This window comes from Flavobacterium sp. (assembly GCF_049318325.1).
Taxonomy (GTDB): domain Bacteria; phylum Bacteroidota; class Bacteroidia; order Flavobacteriales; family Flavobacteriaceae; genus Flavobacterium.
This window is the reverse complement of the sequence record NZ_JBMOGQ010000075.1, coordinates 1-10,911: the sequence shown is the minus strand read 5'-3', so window position 1 is coordinate 10,911 and position 10,911 is coordinate 1. Positions and strand designations below refer to the sequence as shown.

Genomic DNA, 10,911 nt, shown 5'->3' with positions numbered 1-10,911 from the left:
AACAAAAGAAAAGTTAAACGCGGATAGGCAGTGAAGCAAAAAATTGAATAACTATATAGGTTGAAAATAAATCAACTCTTTTATTAAAATTTAACTTATTCGGGTTAATGAAACCATAAATCATAACAAAAAAAAGTATTATGCCTACTAGGAACCAAATGAATAAAGACATTATAAAATCTTCAATATAACATCCCCAAGCAATTGAATTTCCTCTTTCCATCCGACCACCAATTCCATAGAATATTCCAGCCATAAAAGGAAATACTATTGTTATTATAAAAATAGTTCTATAAATTTTTAATTTGGATGTTATTTTACTAAACAAAAAACCTTTTGAAAACTTATTTGAAATAATTAAAAAACCAATTAAGTAGGTCAAACTCCAAAGAAATATAGATGATAATACCGCAAAATGTCTTCCTTCCATGATAATATTTATTTTAGTAACAATTCCATGATTTTCCTGATAAATAACCTGATGTATAATATATAAATAACAAATAAATTAATATCATTATAAAATTATAAGATTGTAATAAAATATATGAAAATATTATATCTAGTCTTTTTTTAAACCCAAAAAATGATGGTTTGACTAGAGTTATAATCATTATAAAAAACATTATCAAACTAACCAGTTTCCAAATAAAAAAAGTTTTATAAAAATCCTCTATAAAACAACCCCAATATATCAATCTATTTCCCTGTAAAAACCCTCCAATTCTATAAACTGTTGCAGCCAAAAAAGGTAAAATAAAAGTTATTAGAAAAAGAATTTTATAAAAACTAACTTTATGGACAATTGTCTTTAATTTTAAAATACATGAAAATCTACTTAGAATCAAAATAATAGAAATTAAGTAAGTTAAACCCCAAAGAAAAATTGCAGACATTACTGCGATATATCCAATTTTCATTTTTGTTCATTTATTTTTTTATGAAATGCTTTAATCTTTTCAGGCATAATTTCCTCTTTGTAATCATAAAGATAAAAGCCTAATTCTTTCAGATGGTTTAAAAGCACATAACGAATTTTATAGAACTCAGTTTGCTTAAATTGACCCAGCGAATAGTAAGGGTCTTCTTCAATTTTAGAGGTGTATCCTTCCAAAAACATTAGGCTAATTTGAGCCATTAATTCTTCAATTGTAGCTCCGTTTGTATCTAAACCAATTTTTTCAAACTCTTTTTTGATAACAGAATAAGGAGAAAATCGACAAACCAATTCCTGTTCAGAATTGATATAATATATTTCTTCGTAAAAAATTGGTTTTCTTTGAGGTCGAGAAAATAGCATTTTAAGTTCTTTATTAATTGACTTAGAATTTCTTTAGTTAATAGAAAATATTATTAATTAATACTATCAAATTCTATTTGATTTTCAGATTCAACTGAATTGAATTTAAAAGAATCAACTATTTTCTTTATGATTTCTTCTTTAGAAACTGAATTTTCAGGATAACTCAAAGAAATAGAATAATAGTTAGGTGAAGAAATCACGAAATAGCTTTTCATTATCATACTTATGTTGTTGCCAGATAATTCAGTTGAGGAGTGAGTTACTAAAAATGATTCTATATTACCTAGCATGTCAAAATTATAATCAATTAATTGAAAATCATTGAAATTTTTCTTTTGTTCATTATTTGCATCTAAAGCAAATTCACGTGTATTGTTACTAATTAGAGAGCGAATAGTTTTGGTTTCATTTCCATCAGGTAAAATTGAATGTGAAATTGTAATTCCAATATTATTATCTTCATCAACAAAAACCTGTTGATTTTCATTTGATAGGTTTTCAAACAATTTCATGCTTTCAGGAATACTGTAGCTAAAATTTTGATATTTCTTTTCAATCCAAAATTCTGATTTTTCAGGAATACTTACAGTAGTGTCTATTGAAGTTGTATCAACTTCAAATTCATTGTTATCAATATTTGTGTCTTGACCATTGTTATCAATGTTTGATATTATACAAATAAAAATGATTATTAATGAGATTACACCTAGTATTAAAAATTTATTGCTCCCTTTTGAATTGTTATTTGGGCTATTCTTCTTTAGTTCATTATAAGTTGGTTTTTTCAAGGTATCAATTCCTAATGCATAATTATAGCTTTTCACTGAAGTGCAATCTGAATATATTTGATTAATACTAAAAGAATCTAATCCTCTTGGTTTACTATCATTCAAAGATGCATAAACAGTAATTGAATATGAATTAATTATTATTTGATTACCCAAAATTGGGTCATTCCCAAGAACAATAAATTTACTAACCAAACACTCATAGGAATTATTCTCGTTATAAAGGTCAGATTCTTCAACAGTTAACGCAAATTGATAAGTCGGACTATCTCTAAAAAAGAAACTAACACTTCCTAAAGTTCTTTGTTTAACTATAGCTACCGTTAAACATCTTTTTTTAGTTGTTAAATTTTTTATCGTTCTAATACCTTGAAAAACAGAGCTTTCAAAATTTACAAATGAAAACTCTAAAGTTACTTCATTTGGATTGTTCAAAAATTTTTTTAATTCGTGTATAACGTTAACATTCATAAGGTATTTTATTATATTTTATTTCCCAACTATCCTTAGTTATTTTTTAAAAATTATTTTAGTTTTTATGAAATTTAAAATCAAATAATTTACCAAAGCTTTCTAACTAAAACTACTGCAAAAATTAAAAGTGTATAAACAAAAAATTCTGATTTATCATAGTCAGGAAATAATCCACGATAACGAGTTTTTAAATAATAACCTTCACTATGGAAATAAGAAGGATTTTCCTTTTCAATAAATTTAGTAAAAGGGTAAAAATGTTCTGAACTTCTTAAATCATATAAATCGTAATTATCAGAATAGCTATTATCGTTCAGCATTTTATTTTCTTTTGCATCAGTAAATAAAAACACTTCATCTGTTTTTGGATATTCCCCAATATCAAAACTTGGCGATAGACGAAAGTGATTAACAAAAAATGCAAATAAGTTAATTGTCATAAGTACAATTATTAATCTTTTTTCTATTTTATTTAATTTGAAATTCATAGTTTTTATTTTTAAAATTATCATTTACTAAATTTATAATAACCCCCACAAGCCTGAGAATTTCTTAAATTATATACTTTTTAGAAATCTTCACAAGATATTATTTTATCTATTATATTATATTCAGTTGCAGAATTAAACAAAATATTTGAGATATACAAGTAAGATTTTCTCTATAGTCAATTTAACTGATATTGTAAAGAGGGTATTTAGGGGTAAATTATAACTAGAATCTAAAATTAAAAAATTGTTTAATATACTTATCCCGAAAATTATATAAAAATGGCTGGATGCATCTCTCAATGAAGTACGCCTCTTTTGGGTGTTTTTTTGGATACCCCCCACTCTCCTATATATAGTTCAATCTTTAATCAGTTTTGGAGGGGTTAATCTTTTATGAATTTTTATAAATCAGGCATATCATCAACTGAAAGCTGTTTAACTCCTAGACCTCTCAAATAAGTTAAAGAAACATTAATGCTACTATGTCCCATAACTTGCTGTAATTTGTTTAAGCTTCCAGTTTTTTCATAAACGTTAATTGCTCCAGTATGTCTAAAACTATATAAAGTATTATCGGGTTCTATTAACTTAGATTTCTTCTTATATCTACTCCAAAGCGTTTTGAAATAGTCTTCATTGAATGGATATTCATTATTTGAAAAAATGTTATCCTCTGAATTACCTTTTTTCAAATATTTTTGTACAAACTGTGGAATTGGTACAATTCTATTTTTTTTACCTTTATTTCTATTTCCAGCTAAGCTAATTTGAGTACAATCCTCATTAAAATCATCCCATTTTAAATTTCTAATTTCTCTATGTGGTCTCAATAGACAGCCATAAGCTAAAAGACAACATAAATGTAGATTTTTATTTTCTACATAAAGCTCATCAAAAACTGACTTTATATCTTTTATTGGTTTATGTAAAATTTCTTCAGTTTTTACTAGTCTAACAAATTGGAATGGATTTGTCATTTTGAACTTAATAAACATCTCAGACAATAAAGCTGAAAATGTTCTTTTATAATTTAATTGAACACGTTTTGAATTGCTTATATAATTTATTAAATCCCTCGCTATCAAGGAATCAAATTCGCTAAGCATTAAATTACAATAATTATTAGTCTCAATAAATCTAATTATTTTGCTGTTTGCCGTTTTTAAATCCTTTTTATAATAAACACTATAATCCAACTTAATTTTTTGGTTATAAGAAATAACACAAGCATCAATAAATCTAATATCTATTGGCTTCACTAATTTATTCTTTTTTTCTTTTAATGGTCTCCAGCCTTTTTCTAAACTTTTTGAAAAAGAATTTAACATTAAGTCTAATTGCTTTTTCTTTTCTTCATCTTTACAAAGATTTGGATTGAAGTTTTCATTAATTGCTTTAGAATTAAAAAAACGGTACCTTCTATTATTGTAATAAAAAGATACACCAACCCTTTCATCATTTAATTTGAATGATTTTAAATTTCTAAATTCGTAACTCATTTTGACACTTTTGTGCCACTTTTAATTAATGCACCCAATTTCCCCTTATGGCGAGGTAGCTCAGTTGGTTAGAGCGCAGGATTCATAACCCTGAGGTCGGGAGTTCAAATCTCCCTCTCGCTACTATACAAACCCTTAGTATTCAATGCATTAAGGGTTTTTTTATGCATTTTAACATAAAGATTGAAAATTTGCTCAAGTGAGGAAGTAGAGATCATTAGTAGCTTTAAGCCTTGCCATCACTACAAAAAAGGAGTATTTTTTCAAGTGAGGAAATATTAATATAGCTGCCCATCAAACTAATACAAGTATTAGAATATTGTAGATCCCATTTTATAAAAGCTTATTAATTTTTCTTGTAATTACTTCAATATCATAAGTATCATCAGTATTTCGATATTTCTCTGGGTTTCTTTCTGCAAGAAATTCGTTAATAAAATATCTGTTTTTTTCTTTATGAATCTTAGCTTCAAAAATGGTATATCCCGTCCATGAACGCTGAAAAAAAAGTATATCGTTTTCAAACTTGATGCGCCATCTGTTCTCCATTTCTTTGGGAGATAATCCAAGTATGAGTTTTTGGTATTCCTCCTCATTGAACGATAAATCAATAGCTATTCTATGAGGCACATCAATAGGAAAATTTTTTCTTTGGTGTTTTTTGGTTATCATTTAAAATTTTATAAAAACTCTTTTATTTCGATCTTAGATTGTCTTTTTAAAAGGCTTCGTTTCGCTCTTTTTGCCATTGATAAAAAGCTTCAGACATTTGGTCAGGAGTTTGACCAAGCTTTACTTTTAGACCAGCTTCTTGCATAGATTTAACACTTTTTCGATAATCTTTAACCAATGGTTTCATTTGATTAGTTAACTTATTAAGTTCATCCGTAGAATGAGCCATTTCTTTCAACGTGCTTTGATATTCCTCCGAATTTAAAATCTTATTTGCTTCTTTTCCAAATTTAGGTTTAAGTACCGCTCCTATAATTTTTCCTAATATACTCATGGTTTACTTTTTAATATCATTTACAATATTCATAAATCTATTTTATGGAATGTATTATTTTATCTCTAAAATTGAAACAAATTCTATCCACATCCCAACCTGTTAACCCTATGCTTTTAGCTACGTTTAAAAATAGTACTTCTTTTTCTGAATCCGAATACTTTTCTGCTTGTGTTCCTTTTAAAATGGAATTTAATCTTGAATCAATTTTTATTGAATTAACAAAATGGATATTTTGTTCATCCATACATAGATTTTTTGAATATTGAGGCCCAACACCTTCAAATCTCATCCAAAACTTTTTAAGCTCCTTTTTTGAATTACATGATTTATACAATTCAATTTCCTTAACTGGATCAAAACTTTCAAAAAAATTAGCAAAATTCTTCCCTGATTTTTTGGAGAATCTGAAATTTTTTCTAGCGTTTAACCATTTTTCAAATCTTTTTGATAATTCTTCACTAGACTCGTTATTCAATGGTTTTATTTCTAACCAAGCCTTTTGAAAATCGTTAACGGTATATGGCAAAATTAGATTGCTATTTTTTGCACCATAAGTTAAATAAACAGAACATGCTAATCTTAAGGGGATATAGTATTCTGGAGCTTCTTTTTTTAACTGTTTGAATGTGTTAGCAATTTTATCTTGTTGAAGTTTTATATTTTCCCATTTTGACTTGTTTTCAGAATCAGATAATAAATTCTTAATTGCATAAGCTAATTTCTTTTCCATGTTTTCCTCCATAAAATTGATTAAATCTACTTAATACTTCTAACTGGTCTAATAAAATTTTTGTAATTATTTGATCTAGGGCCATGATTTTGAAATCCATCACTAAATCGTTGTCCCCATGCACTTCCAATTGCTATATCATCCGCATTGGTGGAGCTCCAATAAAATCCTTCAGTAAATTGACCAATAGTTATTCTATTTTCAAATAATTGATTTAATTCTTCTTTTGAAGGAACTCTCCAACCGCCTCCAATTTTTGCACATTCTAACATTGCGTCATTAAAGCTAAACTGACCAATATCCTTTTGGAAAACCTCAAGGTTTCCAAGTTTAATTCCAGAAGCTAATTCATCGCTATCTTTTAAACATCTAACTGAACTTCCTTGCCTTTTTTGACTATATGAAAGAATAACATTCTTAAGGCTGTTGTTTATTCTTCTTTCTTTTCCTAACTCTGGATTGTATTCTGATACGGACCAATACGCACCTGTCTTTCCTATATAATCAAAATTATCTTCTTCCCAGCGAATACCACCTGGAAGTGCTGTAAACCCACTTTGATTATTAGCTTTTTCATTAGGGCTATTCCAATGCGTGGTTCCTTTCTCTTTCATTTTACCTCCTGCACCATAATCTCCACCTAAATTGGCAATTAATGTATCCCATTCTTCATTTGAAGGAATATGATACCCTTCTGGTGCTATTCCTCTTGGGTCAGTTACGGCATACCAATTATATAATTTACCATAGATGGATCCATTCTCAGCATTGTTTTCATAATAACACCATGCACCAGTAGTTAACTTTTTCCATTCTTTTTTATCTTGAACTTGGGGTATTTCATCCCCGTTTCTATATTTAGAAACATTTAGGTTTTCGGTTAGCCAAAATTGATTTTCAATTTGGATTCCATTATAAGAATTACCGTCAATATCAGTAACAACGTTATTATTAATTTTAGTCATATTTAATTATTTAATATTATACTTATTCAAAATATCTTTGTGCTTGTCTCTAGTTTTATTCAATATTTCTTCAGTTGAACTAGCCATAGTAACATCAATTCCTTCGCTTTGCATTTGTTTTATTAACTTTTCATGTTCATCAATTTTTATTTTTATTTGTTCAGTATTTTTTTTCAATTCTTCGCTAGAAACTCTAATTTGCTCTTGAGCCTCTTGAGCTTCTAATAAATCGGCTTGGTATTCTTTAGAATTTATTAGCTTTTTTATTCTAAATTTGAATATTGGAACTAAAAAGAATGAAAATAACCTGACTAAAAAACTTTCATTTGACTTTGGTTTTCGTTCATTTAATTCCCTTTTAATTCTAAAAATATTAGTAAATAATAGTATTCCAAATACCAACATTAATATGACTCTCAGGTTTTTAAATTTTAATAACCCAAAATTGTATATGATTATTTGATGTGCAATCAAAATAACAATGCACGATATAATCCAATTTAATCTAATAATTTTTTTCATAAAGTAATCTGATAGTATAATTTTAAATTTTATTTTTATCTTAAGATTTTTTAGTATTTATTGTCTCCATTTCTAATTCTGCAATTGTCGAACGTAAGTTTTTCATAGCTAATTCTGTACTATAATTGTTAGATTTAATAAATGCTTTTGTACCCTCTTCAGCTAATTTATCCAATTCTTTATCATTTTGATGTAAGACTTCCATCTCGGCTTCCAATTTCTTTATTTTCTCTTGGTTTTTAATCCAATCAGGATTTTTACTTAATCTCCAAGCTTTGTAGGGTATGTAGATAAAGTAAATTAATGCGCCAATTATAATTCCACCTAATATCATTTATTTGATTTTTTATTTTTTGGTTTAAGAGATTGCAATACTTTATTTATCCTGTCATCTGTCAATTTCATACTAATTTCCATAGATTTTTCATATGCAGTTGTCCCTTTTTTAGCTAACTTATCCCATTCTTCATCTTTTTGATGTAAGACTTCCATCTCAGCTTCCAATTTCTTTATTTTTTGTTGTACTTTTTGGTATTCTTCAGTATTACTAAGTTTATTTGCCTTATTTCTTAAATAAGGACCTAATAGAATATTAACTAAAGATTGAATAAAGAACCCCATAAATTTATTTTATAAAAATTTGTTAAATTTACAAAAAATCCTGTAAAAATGAAAAATGCATTACGAAATGAGAGGTTGATATTTAAGTTAATAGCATTAAATATCATAATAATCTATCTGCACTCATTTAACTGTTTTAAACCCTATTATCTGTATTTCGACCTAATAGATGTTGGTTTAACTCTTTTTTTTACAATTGAAATTGGTTATTCAATATTTGTAATACATTCCAGTTTTAAATCTTATTTTAAAAATAATTGGAATAAACTTGACTTAATTTCAATACTACTATCACTCCCTAGTATTCTAATACTTTTTAGTCCAAACTTTGAAATATTAACTGGCTTCATTGCGCTAAGGTCACTTAGAATTTTTAAAACACTTCGTATTATAGAATACATACCTAACGGGAAGAAAATAAGTAAAAAGCTCTTTAAAGCTTTTAAGGGTGTTACCTTTATACTTTTTGCATTTATAGTATTTACAACTGTAATATCTTTAATATCAGTTAGTTTATTTAAAAATGTTGCTCCAAATTATTTTCAAAATGCCTTCGATAGTTTTTATACTATTTTCAAAATATTCTCTGGAGATGGTTTTTCTGATGTTGTTTCTGAAATACAATATAATTCATCACCAATGATAACAGGGTTTTCAAAATTTTACTTTGTGATTATTGTGTTCTCTGGAAGTATACTAGGTTTGTCATTAATAAATAGTGTTTTTATTAATGAAATGAGCTCTATAGCAGATGATGTTGAAGAGAATGATAAATCAATTGATGCATTAAAAAAACAATTAGATATTGTTGAGAATCAGCAAAATGAAATTTTAAAAAAGTTGGAAGAACTATACAACAATACTAAATCCTAAATATGTCAAAACTATTCAAAACCATAAAACCAATCTCTTCCAAACTTAACCTTTGGTCAACGTTGGATATCCCAGTTGGAACCATACTCCAACAAATACCTGACACCAAAAACCTACTTCCTCTCATCAAGGGCATAGTAGTGGAATATAACAATCAAAACATAGGTATACCTTATGAATTTCTATCGCCAAATTATGAATTCAAAACCACCATATTGTTATTGCATGGCTTTAATAGTGCCCCTGGCAACAAAGAAAATAGCATTATAAAATGGCTAAATGATAATGGATTGTCGAATGAAATTAAGATCGTTGCACCTCAACTCAATTATAATCCCAACGAAGCCATAAAACAAATAGGCAAATTGATTCAAGAACATTATGGCAACCTTTTTGTGATTGGCACATCGCTAGGAGGATTTTATGCCAACTATGTTAGAGCAATGAATCCATCGGATGCTATTAAAGTGCAATCCATCAACCCAAGTTGGTCGCCAAGTATTTCCTTGAAAAAAGAGATTAATCAACATAAAAAAAATCTCAAAACAGAGGAACATTGGATTTTTACCGTGGCATATCTTAATTATTTAGCCAGTTTTGAGAAGAAATGTAAAGAAGAATTAAAACACTATAAAGGGAATCATTTTACCTTTCACCTTGCTAATTATGATGAATTGCTGGGCTTTGATGAAATGCTTGAATACTTAAAAGAAAATAATGTCCCAAACAAGCTCTATTATTATAATACAATTCATAGATTTGAAAAAGTAGAAGAAATGCTAGAGAATATTAAAAGTGAATTAATCTCAATGTAATTATTTAAAATTACCATCTAACTTTAAGTTCAATAACCAACCTATTACCTTCGCTATTAACACATAAATCTACAGATGCTCCAAGTGAGGAATTCAAGTGAGGAAATGACAGATTTTTTAGTTAGAGATTTTTAAAACCCTATATTTTAAAGGGGTTTACGGCTCGTAAAAATATATAAGATATTTTCATAACCCTGAGGTCGGGAGTTCAAATCTCCCTCTCGCTACAAAAAAAACCTAACAATAAAATGTTAGGTTTTTTTTATGAAAATATTCCAAAACTATTTTTTTCTGAAAAAAAAGCGTGTAATAAAAATACCGGTACCATCCCCTTTACCCGAATCACTCTCTACACCACTAACGATGTTGAACAAATCCCATCCGTCTTTACTGTATTTATCTAACATCGATGTAATCATAGCATCATTAGAAGCAATATTCTGAAAATTAATCCCAACGAAACTATAAAAATTAACCAAAGTAGATTCTTTTAAATTGTCAATTTTAACATCACTTCTGTCCTTTTCGGTCTTTTCTTTTCCGTCTTTAGTTCTGACAGTTGTAAACTGAGTATAATCTACCTCTGTACCATTTTCAATAATTCTTGACCTACCACCACCTCCAGGAACAATAGATTCAATACTTGTTACAATTCTGTACTTAAATGTTTGCGATTTAGCTCCTATACTCAAAAACAAGAAGCCACATAAAATAACTTTTTTCATAATTTCTATATTTAATTTTTATTTAACAAAAATAACCAAAATTATCAAACCTATCCTTTTGATTTTAAAAGAACAGAAAATAAGTAACATTATTAT

Annotated in this window: 15 protein-coding genes and 1 tRNA gene; 3 read left to right on the top strand and 13 right to left on the bottom strand. The window is 27.6% G+C overall.

Annotation, left to right across the window (positions count from 1 at the left end; all coding sequences use genetic code 11):
* Positions 1-13 precede the first annotated feature (13 nt).
* The 5 genes from ACOYLP_RS07855 to ACOYLP_RS07835 all read right to left on the bottom strand — a co-directional run bounded on the left by ACOYLP_RS07855 (position 14) and on the right by ACOYLP_RS07835 (position 4,555).
* Complete coding sequence (locus ACOYLP_RS07855; protein ID WP_422855626.1) at positions 14-256, bottom strand: hypothetical protein; 243 nt, start codon at positions 254-256, stop codon at positions 14-16.
* Between the two features lie 660 nt (positions 257-916).
* Positions 917-1,300 (bottom strand): hypothetical protein, encoded by a 384-nt coding sequence (locus tag ACOYLP_RS07850; protein ID WP_422855625.1) that lies wholly within the window; start codon positions 1,298-1,300, stop codon positions 917-919.
* Positions 1,301-1,353: 53 nt separating this feature from the next.
* The gene (locus ACOYLP_RS07845) at positions 1,354-2,562 is read right to left on the bottom strand and encodes a hypothetical protein (RefSeq protein ID WP_422855624.1); all 1,209 of its coding nucleotides are present in this window, start codon (positions 2,560-2,562) and stop codon (positions 1,354-1,356) included.
* Positions 2,563-2,651: 89 nt separating this feature from the next.
* Positions 2,652-3,053 (bottom strand): hypothetical protein, encoded by a 402-nt coding sequence (locus ACOYLP_RS07840; RefSeq protein ID WP_422855623.1) that lies wholly within the window; start codon positions 3,051-3,053, stop codon positions 2,652-2,654.
* A gap of 404 nt (positions 3,054-3,457) precedes the next feature.
* Positions 3,458-4,555 carry a tyrosine-type recombinase/integrase gene (locus ACOYLP_RS07835; RefSeq protein WP_422855622.1) on the bottom strand — a complete coding sequence of 366 codons (1,098 nt, stop codon included), beginning with the start codon at positions 4,553-4,555 and terminating at the stop codon, positions 3,458-3,460.
* Between the two features lie 49 nt (positions 4,556-4,604).
* On the opposite strand from ACOYLP_RS07835, the gene ACOYLP_RS07830 reads away from it, so the two are divergent.
* A tRNA-Met gene (locus tag ACOYLP_RS07830) sits at positions 4,605-4,678 on the top strand.
* A 210-nt stretch (positions 4,679-4,888) separates the two neighbouring features.
* Here the strand turns inward: ACOYLP_RS07830 and ACOYLP_RS07825 are convergent.
* The 7 genes from ACOYLP_RS07825 to ACOYLP_RS07795 are packed head-to-tail and all read right to left on the bottom strand — an operon-like array spanning position 4,889 to position 8,402.
* The gene (locus ACOYLP_RS07825) at positions 4,889-5,227 is read right to left on the bottom strand and encodes a hypothetical protein (protein WP_422855621.1); all 339 of its coding nucleotides are present in this window, start codon (positions 5,225-5,227) and stop codon (positions 4,889-4,891) included.
* A 46-nt stretch (positions 5,228-5,273) separates the two neighbouring features.
* Positions 5,274-5,561 carry a hypothetical protein gene (locus ACOYLP_RS07820; RefSeq protein WP_422855620.1) on the bottom strand — a complete coding sequence of 96 codons (288 nt, stop codon included), beginning with the start codon at positions 5,559-5,561 and terminating at the stop codon, positions 5,274-5,276.
* A gap of 37 nt (positions 5,562-5,598) precedes the next feature.
* On the bottom strand, positions 5,599-6,294 hold the full coding sequence (locus ACOYLP_RS07815) for a hypothetical protein (protein WP_422855619.1): 696 nt from the start codon (positions 6,292-6,294) through the stop codon (positions 5,599-5,601).
* A 26-nt stretch (positions 6,295-6,320) separates the two neighbouring features.
* Positions 6,321-7,259, bottom strand: a complete 939-nt coding sequence (locus ACOYLP_RS07810; protein WP_422855618.1) for an FISUMP domain-containing protein — start codon at positions 7,257-7,259, stop codon at positions 6,321-6,323.
* 6 nt (positions 7,260-7,265) lie between these two features.
* On the bottom strand, positions 7,266-7,781 hold the full coding sequence (locus ACOYLP_RS07805; RefSeq protein WP_422855617.1) for a hypothetical protein: 516 nt from the start codon (positions 7,779-7,781) through the stop codon (positions 7,266-7,268).
* A gap of 40 nt (positions 7,782-7,821) precedes the next feature.
* The gene (locus ACOYLP_RS07800) at positions 7,822-8,115 is read right to left on the bottom strand and encodes a hypothetical protein (protein ID WP_422855616.1); all 294 of its coding nucleotides are present in this window, start codon (positions 8,113-8,115) and stop codon (positions 7,822-7,824) included.
* Positions 8,112-8,402, bottom strand: a complete 291-nt coding sequence (locus ACOYLP_RS07795) for a hypothetical protein (protein ID WP_422855615.1) — start codon at positions 8,400-8,402, stop codon at positions 8,112-8,114. Before ACOYLP_RS07795 ends, ACOYLP_RS07800 begins: the two co-directional genes overlap by 4 nt.
* Before the next feature lie 48 nt (positions 8,403-8,450).
* On the opposite strand from ACOYLP_RS07795, the gene ACOYLP_RS07790 reads away from it, so the two are divergent.
* Both ACOYLP_RS07790 and ACOYLP_RS07785 read left to right on the top strand, forming a co-directional pair.
* Positions 8,451-9,275 carry an ion transporter gene (locus ACOYLP_RS07790; protein ID WP_422855614.1) on the top strand — a complete coding sequence of 275 codons (825 nt, stop codon included), beginning with the start codon at positions 8,451-8,453 and terminating at the stop codon, positions 9,273-9,275.
* A gap of 2 nt (positions 9,276-9,277) precedes the next feature.
* Positions 9,278-10,090, top strand: a complete 813-nt coding sequence (locus tag ACOYLP_RS07785; RefSeq protein ID WP_422855613.1) for a YqiA/YcfP family alpha/beta fold hydrolase — start codon at positions 9,278-9,280, stop codon at positions 10,088-10,090.
* A 281-nt stretch (positions 10,091-10,371) separates the two neighbouring features.
* On the opposite strand, the gene ACOYLP_RS07780 is transcribed toward ACOYLP_RS07785, so the two are convergent.
* Entirely contained in the window at positions 10,372-10,815 is a 444-nt protein-coding gene (locus tag ACOYLP_RS07780) for a hypothetical protein (RefSeq protein ID WP_422855612.1), read from the bottom strand.
* Positions 10,816-10,911 lie beyond the last annotated feature (96 nt).

Bases quoted from the DNA above. Each gene is read 5' to 3' on its own strand.
- ACOYLP_RS07780 (WP_422855612.1), bottom strand. From the start codon at position 10,815: ATGAAAAAAGTTATTTTATGTGGCTTCTTGTTTTTGAGTATAGGAGCT.
- ACOYLP_RS07820 (WP_422855620.1), bottom strand. From the start codon at position 5,561: ATGAGTATATTAGGAAAAATTATAGGAGCGGTACTTAAACCTAAATTT.
- ACOYLP_RS07790 (WP_422855614.1), top strand. From the start codon at position 8,451: ATGAAAAATGCATTACGAAATGAGAGGTTGATATTTAAGTTAATAGCA.
- ACOYLP_RS07805 (WP_422855617.1), bottom strand. From the start codon at position 7,781: ATGAAAAAAATTATTAGATTAAATTGGATTATATCGTGCATTGTTATT.
- ACOYLP_RS07815 (WP_422855619.1), bottom strand. From the start codon at position 6,294: ATGGAAAAGAAATTAGCTTATGCAATTAAGAATTTATTATCTGATTCT.
- ACOYLP_RS07810 (WP_422855618.1), bottom strand. From the start codon at position 7,259: ATGACTAAAATTAATAATAACGTTGTTACTGATATTGACGGTAATTCT.
- ACOYLP_RS07825 (WP_422855621.1), bottom strand. From the start codon at position 5,227: ATGATAACCAAAAAACACCAAAGAAAAAATTTTCCTATTGATGTGCCT.
- ACOYLP_RS07785 (WP_422855613.1), top strand. From the start codon at position 9,278: ATGTCAAAACTATTCAAAACCATAAAACCAATCTCTTCCAAACTTAAC.
- ACOYLP_RS07850 (WP_422855625.1), bottom strand. From the start codon at position 1,300: ATGCTATTTTCTCGACCTCAAAGAAAACCAATTTTTTACGAAGAAATA.
- ACOYLP_RS07840 (WP_422855623.1), bottom strand. From the start codon at position 3,053: ATGAATTTCAAATTAAATAAAATAGAAAAAAGATTAATAATTGTACTT.
- ACOYLP_RS07835 (WP_422855622.1), bottom strand. From the start codon at position 4,555: ATGAGTTACGAATTTAGAAATTTAAAATCATTCAAATTAAATGATGAA.
- ACOYLP_RS07800 (WP_422855616.1), bottom strand. From the start codon at position 8,115: ATGATATTAGGTGGAATTATAATTGGCGCATTAATTTACTTTATCTAC.
- ACOYLP_RS07845 (WP_422855624.1), bottom strand. From the start codon at position 2,562: ATGAATGTTAACGTTATACACGAATTAAAAAAATTTTTGAACAATCCA.
- ACOYLP_RS07855 (WP_422855626.1), bottom strand. From the start codon at position 256: ATGGCTGGAATATTCTATGGAATTGGTGGTCGGATGGAAAGAGGAAAT.
- ACOYLP_RS07795 (WP_422855615.1), bottom strand. From the start codon at position 8,402: ATGGGGTTCTTTATTCAATCTTTAGTTAATATTCTATTAGGTCCTTAT.